The sequence below is a fragment of the Curtobacterium sp. PhB142 genome (assembly GCF_004341255.1).
Taxonomy (GTDB): Bacteria; Actinomycetota; Actinomycetes; order Actinomycetales; family Microbacteriaceae; genus Curtobacterium.
Window position 1 is genome coordinate 1 of the sequence record NZ_SLUT01000008.1, and the last position, 15,816, is coordinate 15,816.

Here is a 15,816-nt window from a genome sequence, read left to right on the forward strand (position 1 = left end):
ACCGTCTACCGGGCAATCCAGCGCGGCGGAGCGAACCCGCCCGCCAGCTGACGACACGGAGCGAAGCGAGAAGGACGACACCGAGCGAAGCTGCTTACACACGCCGACCGATCAGCTGTCCAAAACCCATTGCCGAAACCCCGGGCTGCTCAGAACTCCTGCTGGACGTTTTTGGACGATGTGGCCAAGGCGGGGCGACGGCGGCAGTGGCATGCTCTCGGGATGACGTCTATCGCGGTCCGCCCCATGACGGTCGATGACCTGACTCTCGTCAGCAAGCTCGAGCGCTTGTTTCCTTCGGAGGGGGACCGCGGATGGCTACCCGAGGACGCCCGCCAGTTCGAGGACGCCCTTCCGCAGCTGCAACAGGTCGGGGTAGATCTAGTCATCGCTGACTACGACGGCGCTGCCGTTGGTTTCGGAATGATCGCTCCACGCAACGATCAACTTGGGATAGACCGGGCGTCGCTGTCACGTGTTCTTACGCATGTAGCGGTCCTGCCGGAGTACCGGAAGCGAGGCGTCGGATCGCGGCTGCTCGACGATCTGTCCTCGCGCGCGAAGCGTTCGGGGGCAGCCCTTCTCTTCGCCCACATCCCTGCTTCGCTGCGGGCGCTGTACGAGGACGCTGGCTGGACCGTCACGGCCCCGGAGGCGGGAATCGCGTGGATCGAAGAGCCGTCAATGCAGCTCTGGACTGACATGTCCGCGAAGGGGATGAACGCCGGGCCCCGACGCAAGCTCTCACTGCTACGTCATGACGACGCCGACGGTGACACCGAGTACCCCTGCATGGCGTACAAGGTTCTCAACGATCGGAAGATCAACACACTGTTTGCGTTCCCCGGCGGGCAAGTGCCAAGTCCTCTGCGGGCCTACCGGTTGCTCGCGTCACTATGCATCCAGCGACCCGAAACGTTCGTCGGGCTACCCCCCGACGTCTCTCAGCAGGTGGAGCCGTTCGTCCGTGAGCTTGCGGGGGATCAAGCCCTCATGGATCTGAAGCGGGCTAGGCGATAGGGCTGGCGATACGCCATTACTGCTCAAAACTAAGGTGGAACGTTTTCGGGCAATTTGGTAGAATGAAGGCCGAGTAGGGGAGTGATCATGGCCACCAAGACCGAGCACCGCACGGGCCGTCAGGTCGACGTCGATCAGACCATGGCGATGATCGAGAAGAGCCAGCAGCTCGCGGGGCACTTCCCGGATGCCGAGGCGCTGGGGCGGGCCCGTCGCATCCTCGAGGGTGAGCTCACCGCCGAGCAGGCGTACGACGAGCTCGACGCGAAGTACGCCCAGGGCTGACCGCCCCGAGCAGCTGCGCCGTTTCGCCGCATCTCCATCACCGTGAGTGACGACGACAAGTACACCTACCCGGGCAGCGGGGGTGTGCTGATCAATTCCAAGGGCATCCGGGATCAGGACCGGCTTGACCAGGCGATGAACGACTACGCCTCCGCCGCGATGGCGGAGTTGTCGAACGAGCCGATCCCGGATCGCCCGGATGCCGACTACCTCCGGAGCATCCACGAGCGCATGTTCGAGCGCATCGCGCCGAACATCGCTGGCCGTACCCGCGACGTCGACGTGCAGGCCACCGGCACGGGCATCCCGTACTGCCGACCGGAGTACATCGACGAGAATATGGCCGGCCTGTTCCGGAAGCTCGACCGGGAGGACTACCTGACGGGGCTGGACCCGAGGGCGTTCGCTGACCGGCTCGCGGACCGGTGGGGCGAGCTCTCGGCTATCCACCCGTACCGGGATGGCAACACCCGCACGCAGAGCTTCTACGTGAGCACGCTCGCTGAGCGAGCGGGCCACCCGATCGACTGGCAGCGCGTGAACGTCGACGAGCTCCGCGCTCACCGGCTGAACGCCGTCGCGGGCCAGGAGCGCGGCCTGGCGGACTACCTGCACGAACGGCTCATGACGTCGGGGGAGCAGGGCCGACAGATCCCCACGCTCACGGCTGACCAGCAACGCATCGTCGACATGCTCGCCCGGCAGAACGGCCGTCCCGCGACTGAGGCAACGCGACCGCTGCCGCCGGGCGTCGAGCGGGCGACGTCGGCACGCAGCACCGGGCTGGGAACCAGCCGCGGCAACACCACGAACCTCGGAAGGTAGGACGGCGTGATCGTCGGGTACACCAGGGTGAGCACTCTGGATCAAAACCTCGGATCGCAGGAGGACGCGCTGCGCGCCGCTGGCGCGGAGACGATCTTCTCCGACAAGTCGACGGGGAAGAACACCGCCCGTCCCGGGCTGCGCCGCTGCCTCGAGCACCTGCGCGCGGACGACGTGCTGTTGGTCTACTCGACGGACCGGCTGGGCCGGTCGATGACCGACGTCGTGAACATCGTGACCGAGCTCCAGGAGCGGGAGATCCAGTTCCGATCGCTCACGGAACCGTTCGACACCACGACCGCCGGCGGCGAACTGTTCTTCCACATCTGCGCCGCGTTCGCGCAGATGAACGGGCGCATCATCTCGGACCGCACCCGCGCCGGCCTCGCGGCCGCGCGGGATCGGGGTCGTCGCGGCGGCCGACCCACGGTCATGACGCCGGAGCGCATCGCGATCGCGCGACGGATGCGGGCCGACAAGGAGACGTGGCAGACGATCGCGACGACACTCGGCGTCGGCATGTCGTCCGTGCGCCGCGCGCTGGCCGACGACGACGACGCACACGACGTCGAGGACCTGACGCTGGTGGCGCAGGTCTCCTAGGGGATGGGGCACGCCGATGGGGACTGATGAGCTTGCGGGGCAACTTGAATCGCGGGTGCTGTTCGTGCCGTGGGGAGCGGAGAGCGTCATGTGCGCGGCGGAGCTCGCGCTGGAACTGCGCGACGAGACGCACGCTCGAGGGTTGGTCGTCGTCGACCAGTTGACCGTCGTCCCCGATGAGCTCGCGGCGTGGCCGCACCGGACCCTACGCACCCGGACGCCCGTCGACGGCGCCGACGTCGTGGCGATCATCCGGCCGAGCTATGACCTGCTCGCAGACGTCCGCCTTCCGGCGAACGGCTTCGCGATCGTGGCGGAGGACCCCAGCGACCCGCTGCGCGGGTGGGCGCAGTTCGTCGGTGCACGCGACATGAGCACCGGCGACGTGCTCAGTCTCGACGTCGACGACGCGACGCAGGATGCGTTGGACGAGTTGGTCGACTCCGGCTACAAGGGCTGGACCGACGACCGCTCGCACACGCGCGCTCGCGTCGCCGCCAGCCTGCTCCGCTCGCACGGTCTCACCACGGCGCAGATCCTCGGCTACATCCTGAGCGGCCGGTACGAACGTCTGAGGCCGTTCGCCGGCAAACATGTCACGAGGCTGCGCACGCTGCTGTCTTGACCTCCGCGCGGCGCTGCCGCCACTCGGTCAAGTCACCGGCGAGGTAGCGGACGTTCCTCGGACTGATCACCAGGCACTCCGGACCCTGCCCGGTCCGACGCAGCGCCGCGAGGTCACGCACGGACATGCGCAGCACCCTCGCCGCTTCAGCCGGCGTGAGCGCTGGACGCACCGTCGCGGGCATCGGCTCCGCCCTCATCGCGCCACCGCCGCGCGCGGCTCGGCGGGGAGCGCAGCCACCTTGTCCGGACGGAAGCCCGTCCAGGCCGACCACTCCTGCATGTGCGTTCGCACGGAGCGCGCTGAACTGTCGGTCCCCACCCCGTAGGATCGACCCATGGCTTCGACGACCGCGCGCGGGCGAGCGAGGCGGCAAGGGCGCCGTGACAACGACGCCGAAGGCCGCATGTCGCTCGGGCAGCACCTCATCGAGCTGCGCAACCGCCTGTTCCGCGCAGTGATCGCCGTGGTCATCGCCGCGGTCGGTGGATGGTTCCTGACCCCGTTCGTGCTGGACTCGCTCCGGGCACCGGTGGCCGAGCTCGCCAAGGTCGGCGGACACACGGCCGAGCTGAACTTCCCGATGATCACGGGCGCGTTCGACCTCAAGCTGCAGATAGCGATCACGATCGGCATCGTCATCGCCAGCCCGGTGTGGCTCTACCAGATCTGGGCGTTCATCGTGCCCGCCCTGGTGCGGCGCGAGAAGCAGTACGTGTGGGGCTTCCTCGGCACCGCGATCCCGCTGTTCTTCGCCGGGTGCTACTTCGGGTGGTACATCCTGCCCCACGTGGTCGGCATCCTCGGCAGCTTCGTGTCGAGCCAGGACACCTCGATCGTCGACGCGAAGGCGTACTACGACTTCGTCATCAAGCTCATCGTCGCGGTCGGGATCGCGTTCGTGCTGCCGGTCTTCATCGTGCTGCTGAACTTCGTCGGCGTCCTGTCGGCGGCGGCGATCATCAAGTCCTGGCGCATCGCGATCCTGTGCATCCTGGTCTTCTGCGCGATCGTCACGCCGAGCGCCGACGTCATCTCGATGTTCCTGCTGGCCGTCCCGATGGTGGTGCTCTACATCGCCGCGTGCGTCGTGGCCTGGTTCCACGACCGCAGGGTGGCGAAGAAGCAGGCCAAGCTCGACGAAGAGTACGGCCTGTGACGGGCGCGGACCTCAGCGCGGCCGAGCGCTTCGCCGCCGCCAAGGTCCGGAACCGCTCCCGCAACCTGGAGCTGTTCCGTGCCGACCTGCGCTTCGACCTCGACCCGTTCCAGTTCGCCGCGTGCGACGCGCTCGACCAGGGCCGCAGCGTCCTCGTGGCCGCGCCGACCGGTGCCGGCAAGACGATCGTGGCCGAGTTCGCGATCTGGCTGGCGATGCGGCAGCCGACGGCGAAGGTGTTCTACACGACGCCGATGAAGGCCCTGAGCAACCAGAAGTACGCCGAGCTGGTCGAGGTCTACGGCGAGTCCGAGGTGGGCCTGCTCACCGGGGACACGAACGTGAACCCGCGGGCGCGGGTCGTCGTGATGACGACCGAGGTCCTGCGGAACATGATCTACGCCGACTCCGACCTGCTCGACGACCTGGCCTGGGTCGTCCTCGACGAGGTCCACTACCTGGCCGACCGGTTCCGCGGTGCGGTGTGGGAAGAAGTGATCCTGCACCTGCCGACCGAGGTCCGGCTGGTGTCCCTCAGCGCCACGGTCTCCAACGCGGAGGAGTTCGGCGACTGGCTGCAGGCCGTCCGCGGGGACACCGACGTCATCGTGTCGGAAGACCGCCCGGTCCCGCTCGAGCAGCATGTCCTGGTCGGTTCGAAGATGGTCGACCTGTTCGACTCCAGCGGTGCGGCGGCGACGAACCGCGTCAACCCGGAACTGCTCCGCATGGTCGGCGGTGCCTCGCGCAGCGAACGGCACGGCGGCGGCCACCGTGGCGGACGAGGGCGTGGGGGATACCACGACCGCCGTGGGCCGCGCACCGAGAAACTGCACCGCGAACGCATCGCGCACATGCTCGACGAGCGGATGCTGCTGCCCGCGATCTTCTTCGTGTTCAGCCGCGCCGGGTGCGACCAGGGCGTCCGGAACGTCCTGCGCTCCGGCCTGTCGCTCACCACGGTCCCGGAGCGCAACGAGATCCGCGAGACCGCGGAGTACCACTGCCGCACCCTGCCGGACGAGGACCTCGCCGTCCTGGGCTACTGGGAGTTCCTCGAGGGCCTGGAGCGCGGTGTCGCCGCGCACCACGCCGGCATGCTCCCCGCGTTCAAGGAGGTGGTCGAGAACCTCTTCCAGCGCAAGCTGCTCAAGGTGGTGTTCGCCACCGAGACCCTCGCACTCGGTGTGAACATGCCCGCACGCACGGTGGTGCTCGAGAAGCTCGAGAAGTTCAACGGCGAGGCCCGTGTCCCGATCACCCCGGGGGAGTACACCCAGCTCACCGGGCGTGCCGGACGCCGTGGCATCGACGTCGAGGGGCACTCGGTCATCCAGTGGACCGACGGCCTCGACCCCCAGGCCGTCGCCTCGCTCGCCAGTCGACGCACCTACCCGCTGAACTCGTCGTTCAAGCCGACGTACAACATGGCCGTCAACCTGATCGACCAGTTCGGGCGGCAGCGCACGCGCGAGGTCCTCGAGACCTCGTTCGCGCAGTTCCAGGCCGACCGGTCCGTGGTCGACCTGGCCCGCAAGGTCCGCTCGCAGCAGGAGTCTCTCGAGGGCTACCGCGAGGCCATGCAGTGCCACCTCGGCGACTTCACCGAGTACTCGACGCTCCGCCGCGAGCTCTCCGACCTCGAGCGCACGAACGTGCCCGGTGGGCGCGAGGCCTCGCACGGCGCACGGCAGGAACGGCAGGCCGCGATCACGGCGGTCCGTCGCCAGATGCAGCGGCACCCCTGCCACGCCTGCCCCGACCGCGAGGCGCACGCCCGCTGGGCGGAGCGCTGGTGGAAGCTCAAGCGCGTCAACGACAAGCTGCTCCAGCAGATCCGGTCCCGCACCGGTGCCGTGGCCACCACGTTCGACCGGGTCACCGACGTGCTCCTGCAGCTCGGGTACCTCGTCGACGCCGGCAACGGCGAGGCCACCGTGGCCGCTGGCGGCCGCCGACTGCAGCGCATCTACGGTGACCGCGACCTGCTCGTCGCCGAGTGCCTCGAGGCGGGCGTCTGGAAGGACCTCACGCCGGCGCAGCTGGCCGCGATGGCCGCCACGATCATCTACCAGCCCCGCCGCGACGACGCCCCCGGCACCGAGCACGCGTTGCCGCGCGGCGCGTTCCGTCCGGCGCTCGACGAGACCCTGACGATCTGGTCGCGCCTAGACGACATCGAGCGCGACGCTCGTCTGGCCGGTTCGGTGCCGCCCACCCCGGCGATGGCGGTCGGCATGTTCCGCTGGGCCTCCGGCTCGGCCCTCGACGACGTCCTCCGCACCCTCGACCTGCCCGCCGGCGACTTCGTCCGCTGGTCGAAGCAGGTCATCGACCTGCTCGACCAGATCCGGAACGCCGGTGACGACGACCTCGCCCAGACCGCCCGACGTGCGACCGACGCGGTGCGCCGCGGCATCGTCGCCTACGCCGCGGTCTGACAGGAGGCACGGTGCGGGTTCCGGAGACCGGTGTGCGCGGGGTGCCCGCGCGCGTGGGCCGCGGTGCGGTCGCGGACGGCCCGTTCGCGGCGCTCCCGCTGGGCAGCGCGCTGCCCCTGGCCGTCATCGGCGGGCTGCTCTTCGCGCTCGCGTTCCCGTCACCCGGCTGGTGGTTCCTGGCCTTCCCGGCGCTCGCGTGCATGCTCCTCGCGGCGATGGGCCAGCGCGCCCGCAGGGCCGCGTGGCTCGGCTACCTGGCCGGTGCCGCGTTCTGGATCCCGGCCATCTCGTGGGCCGGCCGCTACCTGGGGCCCGTCCCGTGGTTCGCACTGGCGTTGTTGGAGGCGGCGTTCTTCGCGCTCGGCAGCGTCGCGATCGCCCTCGCGTACCGCTGGGTGGCGCGCGTGGTGCCCTCGACCGCCGGACGCGTGTGGGGCCTCCCGGCCGTGGTCGCCGCACTGTGGACCGGACGCGAGTGGTTCTCGGGGAGCTGGCCGTACGGCGGTTTCGCCTGGGGGCGCGTCGGCCTGTCGCAGTCGCAGGGGCCGTTCACCCACCTCGCGGCGTACGTCGGCGTCCTCGGGGTGACGTTCGTGGTCGTCTACTGCGTCGCGGTGGTCGTGTCACTCGCCCTCGTGTCCCCGCGGGCGCCGGGCGTGACCCTGCGACTGCCGGTGCGGGTCGCGACCGCCGGGTTGCTCGTCGCCGCCGTGCTGGCGGTGCCGGCCTGGCCGACCGCGACCTCCGGCACCATCCGGATCGAGTCGGTGCAGGGCAACGGGCCGGCCGGGTACTTCGACCGGGCTGCGCCGGGCGAGGTCCTGGCGGCGCAGGTCGCGGCGACCGACGTCGAGGCGAAGGGTGTCGACCTCGTCGTCTGGCCCGAGGCCTCCGCCGAGTTCGACCCGCGCCAGCAGCCCGTGATCGCATCGTCGCTCGACGCCGTCGTCGACTCGGTCGGTGCGCCGCTGGTCGCCGGAGCGATCACGCAGACGCCGTCCGGGGTGCTGCACAACACGTCGTTCGTGTGGACCGCCGACGGGTGGCAGTCGTCCTACGACAAGAAGCGCCCGGTGCCCTTCGGCGAGTACGTGCCGGACCGGTGGTTCTTCTCGAAGCTCGCGCCGTCCCTGATCGGCCTGCTGCAGCGCGACTACACGCCGGGGACGAAGCCGAACGTCCTGCCGGTGGCGGGGATCGAGGCGGGCATCGCGATCTGCTTCGACATCGTCGACGACGGGCTGACCCGCGACATGGTGCGCGGGGGAGCGCAGGTGATCCTCGCGCAGACGAACAACGCGGACTTCTCCGGCACCGACGAGAACCTGCAGCAGCTCGAGATCGCACGGATGCGGGCGATCGAGACCGGTCGGTCCCTCGTCAACATCTCGACCGTCGGCGCCTCGCAGGTCATCGACCCGTCCGGACGCACCATCGACCGGGTCCCCGAGTACACCGCGACCTCGATGGTGACCGACGTGCCACTCGGCACCTCGACGACCCCGGCGTCGATCGCTTCGGGGTCGATCGCGTTGTTCCTGTCGCTCGGCGGGCTCCTCGTGCTGCTCGCCTGTGCACCGTGGGGACGCCGCAAGCGCTCCTGATCCGCCGCCGCGTCCCCGTGCGTCCGAGGCCGCGATCCTGTGCATCGGGGCCACGCACTGGGAACGGACTGTGAATGCGCCCAGTCGGGAACGACAGGGCGTGGGACAGTGTTGTGGAGGGCAGACGAGCGAGAGGAGCACACACATGGCTGATCGGAGTCTCCGCGGCATGCGGCTCGGGAGTCAGAGTCTCCAGAGCGAAGAGGGCGTCGAGCTCTCGGACCGCAAGCGCGCGGTCTACCAGACGGATTCGGGGGAGACCTTCGACATCGTCTTCTCCGCTGACGCAGACGTGCCCCAGACCTGGTCGGAGCCACGCTCCGGCCGCGAAGGCCGCCTGCTCGGTGACGACGGCATCCCCGTCGAGGTCGCAGCAGAGGACGTCAAGGCGCCCCGTACCCACTGGGACATGCTGCTCGAGCGTCGCTCGCGCGAGGAACTCGAGGAGCTCCTCGAAGAGCGCCTGCAGGTCCTCCGTGCACGACGCGGTGCCTGACACCACCACCTGACGAACGACGATGCCCGCCCCGGTTCCCCGGGGCGGGCATCGTCGTTCGTGGTGGTGCGGGTCAGCGTCGGCCGGAGCCGTCGCTGGTGCGGTGCCCCGACGCTTCGTCGTTCGGGTGCTGCGCGGCGTCGGCCTGCGGGGCCGGTGCGTCGTCGACCTTCTCGGCGGTCGCGTCGTCGGCGGCTGCGAGGTGCGCGTCGACGCTCCGGTTCGACTCGGCCAGTCGTGCGTCGAGGTCGGACTCGGGGACGATGTCCGCGGCGGTGGCGTCCGCACGCGGCATGGTCGTGCCGGCGGACCCGGCAGCGGCGGTGTTCGCCAGGCTCTCGTTCGCGAGCTTGGAGATGCGGGAGAGGAAGTCCCCGCCCGAGCCGGCGCCAGCGACCGGGCCGCTGCCACTGCGTCCGCCGGAGAAGCCCTTCGCGATGCCGGACAGCGCCTCGGTGAACTCGCTCGGGATCATCCAGAGCTTGTTCGCGGTGCCCTCGGCGATCTTCGGGAGCATCTGCAGGTACTGGTACGAGAGCAGCTTGTCGTCGGGGTCACCGGTGTGGATGGCCTCGAAGACCGTGGCGATGGCCGAGGCTTCACCCTCGGCGCGGAGTACCTGGGCCTTGGCGTCACCCTCGGCCGCGAGGATGGCGGCCTGCCGCTGCCCCTCGGCCTCGAGGATCTGGGACTGCTTGGTGCCCTCGGCCTGCAGGATCGCGGCACGACGGCTCCGCTCGGCACGCAGCTGCTGCTCCATGGCGTCCTGGATGGACACGGGCGGCTCGATCGCCTTGAGCTCGACACGGCCGACGCGGATGCCCCACTTGCCGGTCGCCTCGTCGAGCACGACGCGGAGCTGACCGTTGATGTTGTCGCGGCTGGTCAGGGCCTCTTCGAGGTTGAGGCCACCGACGACGTTGCGGAGCGTGGTGGTGGTGAGCTGCTCGACGGCGCCGAGGTAGTTCGCGATCTCGTACGTCGCCGCACGGGCGTCGGTGACCTGGAAGTACACGACGGTGTCGATGGAGACCACGAGGTTGTCCTCGGTGATCACCGGCTGCGGCGGGAACGACACGACCTGCTCACGCATGTCGAGCAGGGGCCGCAGGCGGTCGATGAACGGCACGAGCAGGTTCAGGCCCGGCGAGAGCGTCTTGTGGTACTTGCCGAGGCGTTCCACGATGCCCGCGGTGGCCTGCGGGACGATGCGGATCGCCTTGGCCAGGACGACGATCACGAAGATGACGACGACGAGGATCAGGACGAGCAGTGCGATCGTCCCGGGTGTGATGGTCACGAGGTGGCCCTTTCTGCGAGGCGCACGACCGCGGTCGACCCCTCGATCGACTCGACGACCACGGGGGTGCCGAGTGGCGGTGTGCGGTCGATGGCGCCCACGGCGAACCGTGCGCTCCAGGTCTCGCCGTTGGCCAGGCGGACCTGACCGGGAGCAGATGATGTGAACGCGACGGCGACGGTACCGGGGAGCCCGATGAGCCCCTCGATGTTCGTGCGGTGCGGGTCGGCGCCTCGGCCGAGCATGAGCAGAAGACGCGGTCGCACGAGCGACAGCAGTACGAGCGCGAGCACGGCGGAGATGATGGCGGACAGCCACCACGGGGCGCCGAGCAGGGCGGCGATCAACCCACCGGCGGCTCCGGCCGCGAGCATGATGAAGATGAAGTCGAGGGTGAAGATCTCGACCACTCCCAGCAGCAACACGAGTCCGATCCAGACGATGGTCTGGATCCAATCGATTCCGTTCACGCGATCTCCCTCCCTCGGTCGCGCGCCGTGGCTCGCAGCGTCGCGACGGCCGGTACAACTCCGTTCAACATATCAGGAGGGTCGGTCGGCCGTGCAGGCGATTGGTAGGCTCGGTGCGGCCGACCGGCCGGAACACGACCTGGAGAACACGACTGTGAGCAACCCCCTCGCCCCCGGATCCCTCACCGACACGCGCGCCGTCGTCACCGGCTCGTCGCGCGGCATCGGCGCCGACACCGTCGGGTACCTGGCCGAGGCCGGCGCCAAGGTCGTCGTGAACTACCGCAACAAGGCCAAGCGCGCCGAGCAGATCGCCGAGAAGGTCGTCGCGGCCGGTGGCTCCGCCCTGGCGATCGGCGCCGACCTGACCGAGCACGAGTCGGTGCAGGCGCTCGTCGACACCGTCGTGCAGGAGTGGGGCGGCATCGACCTGCTCGTCCTGAACGCCTCGGGCGGCATGGAGTCCGGCCTCGGCGAGGACTACGCGCTCCGCCTGAACCGCGACGCGCAGGTCGACATGCTCCAGACCGCCCTGCCGCACATGCCCGCCGGGTCGCGCGTCGTGTTCGTCACGAGCCACCAGGCCCACTTCGTCGAGACCGCCGAGACGATGGACGAGTACGTCCCCGTCGCCAAGAGCAAGCGCGCCGGCGAACTCGCCCTGCGTGAGCTCATCCCGCAGCTCGAGGCCGCCGGCATCGAGTTCGTCGTCGTCTCCGGCGACATGATCGAGGGCACGATCACCGCGACCCTGCTGAACCGCCTGAACCCCGGCGCGATCGAGGGCCGCCGGCAGGAGGTCGGCAAGCTCTACAGCGTGTCGGAGTTCGCCGCCGAGATCGCCCTCGCTGCGATCGAGCCGATCCCCGCCGACCACACCAAGCTCGTCGGCGACGTCAGCGGCTTCGTCGGCTAGCGTCGGGCGGGTGACTGCCAAGCCCGGCCTGCGCCGAACCTCCCGCATCATCCTGCTCGACCCCGAGGGTCGCGTGTTCCTGATGGACACGAACTCGCCGTCGTCGGACGGTGCACACCGGTGGATCACGCCGGGTGGCGGGGTCGACCCCGGCGAGGACCACCGCGACGCGGCGATCCGCGAGCTGCGCGAGGAGACCGGCATCGTCATCGACGACCCGGGCGAGCCGGTGTGGTCATGGGACTTCACCGTCGAGTGGGACCTCGCCGACCACGACCGCGGCCACAGCGAGTTCTACGTCGTGCGCACCCCGGGCTTCGAGTTGTCGGACGCCGAGTGGACGGACGACGAGCGGGTCGACATCCTCGCGTCGCGCTGGTGGACCGCCGACGAGCTCGAAGCCACCGATGAACCGTTCGAACCTGCGGAACTGCCGGGGCTGGTGCGCCGGTTCGCCGTCGCCTGACCCGGCCGTCGTCTGACCTGGCCGTCGTCTGACCCGGCCGTCGTTTGCACGGTGCCGGGTCCGTCGGTCGGTGCGGGGTTGGTGGCGTGGTGCGCGCTTGTGGCGCTGCACGGTGCGCGGAACCGCGCACGGAATGAGAAAGAGCGCACGGTGCTGACGGGAGGCGCGGTGCGGGCCTGACCCGGGCCTCCTGTCCGGTGGTGGGGTACGTCCACCGCACGGTGCCGGGTCCGTCGGCCGGTGCGGGGTTGGTGGCGTGGTGCGCGCTAGTGGCGCTGCACGGTGCGTGGAACCGCGCACGGGGTGAGAAGGTGCGCACGGTGCTGACGGGGAGGCACGGTGCGGGCGCGACCCGTGCCTCCCGTCCGGTGGTGGGGTGCGTCCACCGCACGGTGCCGGGTCCGTCGGTCGGTGCGGGGTTGGTGGCGTGGTGCGCGCTTGTGGCGCTGCACGGTGCGCGGAACCGCGCACGGAATGAGAAAGAGCGCACGGTGCTGACGGGAGGCGCGGTGCGGGCCTGACCCGGGCCTCCTGTCTGGTGTTGGGGTGCGTCCACCGCACGGTGTCGGGTCCGTCGGTCGGTGCGGGGTTGGTGGCGTGGTGCGCGCTAGTGGCGCTGCACGGTGCGCGGAAGCGCGCACGGGGTGAGAAGGTGCGCACGGTGCTGACGGGAGGCACGGTGCGGGCGTGACCCGTGCCTCCTGTCCGGTGGTGGGTTGCGTCCAACGCACGGTGCCGGGTTGTCTTGTCGGTGTCGGTGTCGGTACCCGTCGGTACGCTGATCGACATGCATACCAGTTCCGGTGACGACGCCGTTCCGAGCCGGAGCGTGCACGCCGCTGACGGCCACGACCGGATCCGCGTGCGCGGTGCCCGCGCCAACAACCTGCAGGGGATCGACGTCGACCTGCCGAAGCGTCGACTCACGGTGTTCACCGGTGTGTCCGGGTCCGGCAAGAGCTCCCTCGTGTTCGGCACGGTCGCCGCCGAGTCGCAGCGGATGATCAACGAGACGTACAGCGCCTTCGTGCAGGGCTTCATGCCGTCGCTCGCGCGACCCGACGTCGACCTGCTCGACGGCTTGACAACCGCGATCGTCGTCGACCAGGAGCGTATCGGCGCCGACCCGCGGTCGACCGTCGGCACCGCCACCGATGCGAACGCGATGCTGCGCGTGCTCTTCAGCCGTCTGGGCGACCCGCACGTGGGTGGTCCGAACGCGTTCTCGTTCAACCTGGCGACGGTCACCGCCGGGGGAGCGATCACCGTGCAGAAGGGCAAGGACGCCAAGGCCGAGAAGGTCTCGTTCACCCGGCTCGGTGGCATGTGCGCCGACTGCGAGGGGCGCGGACTCGTCAACGACATCGACCTGACGCAGCTGTTCGACGACTCGAAGGCGCTCGGCGACGGGGCGATCACGATCCCCGGCTACGGCACCGACGGGTGGAACGTCCGGATGTACGCGGAGTCCGGGTACTTCGACAAGGACACCCCGATCCGCGACTTCACCGAGCAGGAGCGCGCCGACTTCCTGTACCGCGAGCCCACGAAGCAGAAGATCGCCGGCATCAACATGACGTACGAAGGGCTCGTTCCCCGGGTGCGCCGCTCGATGCTGCAGAAGGACCGCGAGGCGATGCAGCCGCACATCCGCGCCTTCGTCGACCGTGCGGTGACCTTCACGACGTGCCCGGCGTGCGGTGGTACCCGGCTGAACGACATCGCCCGCTCGTCGAAGATCGGCGGGAAGAGCATCGCCGACGTCTGCTCGATGCAGATCACCGACGTCGTGCCGTGGCTGCGAGCCATCGACGACCCCGGCGTCGCGCCGCTGCTCGACGGCCTCCGCGACCTGCTCGAGTCGTTCGTCGAGATCGGTCTCGGCTACCTCTCGCTCGACCGCCCGACCGGCACGCTGTCCGGGGGAGAGGGGCAGCGGGTCAAGATGGTGAAGCACCTCGGGTCGTCCCTCAGCGACGTCACGTACGTCTTCGACGAGCCGAGCACCGGGTTGCACCCGCGCGACATCGAGCGGATGAACGGCCTGCTGTTGCGGCTGCGCGACAAGGGCAACACCGTGCTCGTGGTCGAGCACAAGCCCGAGGTGATCGCGATCGCCGACCACGTCGTCGACCTCGGCCCGGGCGCCGGCTCCGGCGGCGGGACGCTCTGCTACCAGGGCCCGGTGCAGGGCCTGCGGGGGAGCGGGACCATCACCGGTCAGCACCTGGACGACCGCGTCTCAGTGAAGACCGCCGTCCGCCGGTCCGACGGGGCGATCGCGATCCGCGGTGCGTCGGCACACAACCTGCACGACGTCGACGTTGACGTCCCCACCGGGGTGCTCACCGTCGTGACGGGCGTCGCCGGTTCCGGCAAGAGCACGCTGATCCACGGGTCACTCGCGCATCGCGAGGGTGTCGTGGCCATCGACCAGAGCGGGATCCGCGGCTCCCGACGCAGCAACCCGGCGACCTACACCGGGCTGCTCGAACCCATCCGCAAGGCGTTCGCGAAGGCCAACGGTGTGAAGCCCGCGCTGTTCAGCGCGAACTCCGAGGGTGCGTGCCCCGCGTGCAACGGCGCCGGTGTCGTCTACACCGACCTCGGGATGATGGCGGGCATCGCCACCCCGTGCGTGGAGTGCGACGGTAAACGGTTCGACCAGTCGGTGCTCGGCTACCAGCTCGGCGGCAAGGACATCAGCCAGGTCCTGGGCATGTCCGTCGCTGAGGCCGTGGCGTTCTTCGCCGACGGTCCTGCCGCGCTGCCTGCTGCGCACACGATCCTGGCGCGCCTGGCCGACGTCGGACTCGGGTACCTGACCATCGGGCAGCCGCTCACGACGCTGTCGGGCGGAGAACGGCAGCGGCTCAAGCTGGCGACCCACCTCGGCGAGCCGGGCGGCATCGTCGTGCTCGACGAACCGACCACCGGACTGCACCTGGCGGACGTCGCCCAGCTGCTCGGGCTGCTCGACCGCTTGGTGGACTCGGGCAAGACCGTCGTGGTGATCGAGCACCACCAGGCCGTCATGGCGCACGCCGACTGGATCATCGACCTCGGGCCCGGCGCGGGGCACGACGGCGGCCGGATCGTGTTCGAGGGCACGCCCGCCGACCTCGTCGCCGCTCGCTCGACACTGACCGGCCAGCACCTGGCGACGTACGTCGGCGTCTGAAGCAGGGGACAGGTTCGTGCACGGAACCTGAACGTTGCCGGTGCGATTCGGATAGCGTTTGATCGACGCTCACGATCGGCTACCCGGCCTGGATCGGCGTCCTGATCGAAGGAGCTCCCATGTCCAACCCCGGCAACGCGCCTGCTCAGTCCAACACCTTCGGTGTCGTCTCCCTGGTGCTCGGCATCGTCGGCGTCGTCGGCGGCATCTTCATCGCCCTGATCGGCATCATCGCCGGCATCATCGGGCTCGTGCTCGGCATCCTGGCGCGCAAGCGTGGGGGCAGCCGCGGCACCGTCCTCGCCGGCATCATCCTGTCGGCCGTCGCGATCGTCATCGGCATCGTCGGCTACATCCTGACGGCGGTCATCCTCACCCAGTCGTGATGGAGCGCGTTCGCGGGCGTACTCGGTACGTCCGCGGGC

Annotated in this window: 15 protein-coding genes; 13 read left to right on the forward strand and 2 right to left on the reverse strand. The window is 69.6% G+C overall.

From position 1 onward, the window contains the following. The first annotated feature begins 222 nt into the window (after positions 1–222). From EDF31_RS15455 to EDF31_RS15495, 9 genes are all read left to right on the forward strand, one after another. Entirely contained in the window at positions 223–1,020 is a 798-nt protein-coding gene (locus tag EDF31_RS15455) for a GNAT family N-acetyltransferase (RefSeq protein WP_131846781.1), read from the forward strand. 87 nt (positions 1,021–1,107) lie between these two features. Continuing rightward, complete coding sequence (locus tag EDF31_RS15460; protein WP_131846782.1) at positions 1,108–1,305, forward strand: antitoxin VbhA family protein; 198 nt, start codon at positions 1,108–1,110, stop codon at positions 1,303–1,305. 42 nt (positions 1,306–1,347) lie between these two features. Beyond that, complete coding sequence (locus EDF31_RS15465; RefSeq protein ID WP_131846783.1) at positions 1,348–2,130, forward strand: Fic family protein; 783 nt, start codon at positions 1,348–1,350, stop codon at positions 2,128–2,130. Positions 2,131–2,136: 6 nt separating this feature from the next. Then, on the forward strand, positions 2,137–2,733 hold the full coding sequence (locus tag EDF31_RS15470) for a recombinase family protein (RefSeq protein ID WP_131846784.1): 597 nt from the start codon (positions 2,137–2,139) through the stop codon (positions 2,731–2,733). 16 nt (positions 2,734–2,749) lie between these two features. Next, complete coding sequence (locus EDF31_RS15475; RefSeq protein ID WP_131846785.1) at positions 2,750–3,358, forward strand: hypothetical protein; 609 nt, start codon at positions 2,750–2,752, stop codon at positions 3,356–3,358. A gap of 406 nt (positions 3,359–3,764) precedes the next feature. Continuing rightward, positions 3,765–4,517, forward strand: coding sequence for a twin-arginine translocase subunit TatC (gene tatC / locus EDF31_RS15480; protein ID WP_111084003.1), 753 nt, complete (start codon positions 3,765–3,767; stop codon positions 4,515–4,517). Then, positions 4,514–6,958 carry a DEAD/DEAH box helicase gene (locus EDF31_RS15485; protein WP_123339651.1) on the forward strand — a complete coding sequence of 815 codons (2,445 nt, stop codon included), beginning with the start codon at positions 4,514–4,516 and terminating at the stop codon, positions 6,956–6,958. The genes tatC and EDF31_RS15485 overlap by 4 nt, the downstream gene beginning before the upstream one ends. Before the next feature lie 11 nt (positions 6,959–6,969). Continuing rightward, positions 6,970–8,562, forward strand: a complete 1,593-nt coding sequence (gene lnt, locus EDF31_RS15490) for an apolipoprotein N-acyltransferase (protein ID WP_243650092.1) — start codon at positions 6,970–6,972, stop codon at positions 8,560–8,562. A 145-nt stretch (positions 8,563–8,707) separates the two neighbouring features. Then, the gene (locus EDF31_RS15495) at positions 8,708–9,058 is read left to right on the forward strand and encodes an RNA polymerase-binding protein RbpA (protein ID WP_111084006.1); all 351 of its coding nucleotides are present in this window, start codon (positions 8,708–8,710) and stop codon (positions 9,056–9,058) included. Positions 9,059–9,131: 73 nt separating this feature from the next. Here the strand turns inward: EDF31_RS15495 and EDF31_RS15500 are convergent, their stop codons facing one another. Together EDF31_RS15500 and EDF31_RS15505 are read right to left on the reverse strand one after the other, a co-directional pair. Continuing rightward, complete coding sequence (locus tag EDF31_RS15500; RefSeq protein WP_123339650.1) at positions 9,132–10,358, reverse strand: SPFH domain-containing protein; 1,227 nt, start codon at positions 10,356–10,358, stop codon at positions 9,132–9,134. Beyond that, on the reverse strand, positions 10,355–10,828 hold the full coding sequence (locus tag EDF31_RS15505; protein WP_235035827.1) for an NfeD family protein: 474 nt from the start codon (positions 10,826–10,828) through the stop codon (positions 10,355–10,357). The genes EDF31_RS15500 and EDF31_RS15505 overlap by 4 nt, the downstream gene beginning before the upstream one ends. Positions 10,829–10,982: 154 nt before the next feature. Here EDF31_RS15505 and EDF31_RS15510 point away from each other — a divergent pair, with 154 nt between their 5' ends. The 4 genes from EDF31_RS15510 to EDF31_RS15525 all read left to right on the forward strand — a co-directional run bounded on the left by EDF31_RS15510 (position 10,983) and on the right by EDF31_RS15525 (position 15,777). Next, on the forward strand, positions 10,983–11,744 hold the full coding sequence (locus tag EDF31_RS15510) for an SDR family oxidoreductase (RefSeq protein ID WP_131846786.1): 762 nt from the start codon (positions 10,983–10,985) through the stop codon (positions 11,742–11,744). Positions 11,745–11,754: 10 nt separating this feature from the next. After that, positions 11,755–12,210: an NUDIX domain-containing protein gene (locus EDF31_RS15515; protein WP_131846787.1), complete on the forward strand. Its 456-nt coding sequence runs from the start codon at positions 11,755–11,757 to the stop codon at positions 12,208–12,210. Positions 12,211–12,997: 787 nt separating this feature from the next. Then, positions 12,998–15,391: an excinuclease ABC subunit UvrA gene (locus tag EDF31_RS15520; RefSeq protein WP_131846788.1), complete on the forward strand. Its 2,394-nt coding sequence runs from the start codon at positions 12,998–13,000 to the stop codon at positions 15,389–15,391. A 119-nt stretch (positions 15,392–15,510) separates the two neighbouring features. Beyond that, complete coding sequence (locus EDF31_RS15525) at positions 15,511–15,777, forward strand: hypothetical protein (protein ID WP_123294405.1); 267 nt, start codon at positions 15,511–15,513, stop codon at positions 15,775–15,777. The last annotated feature ends 39 nt before the right edge of the window (positions 15,778–15,816 follow it).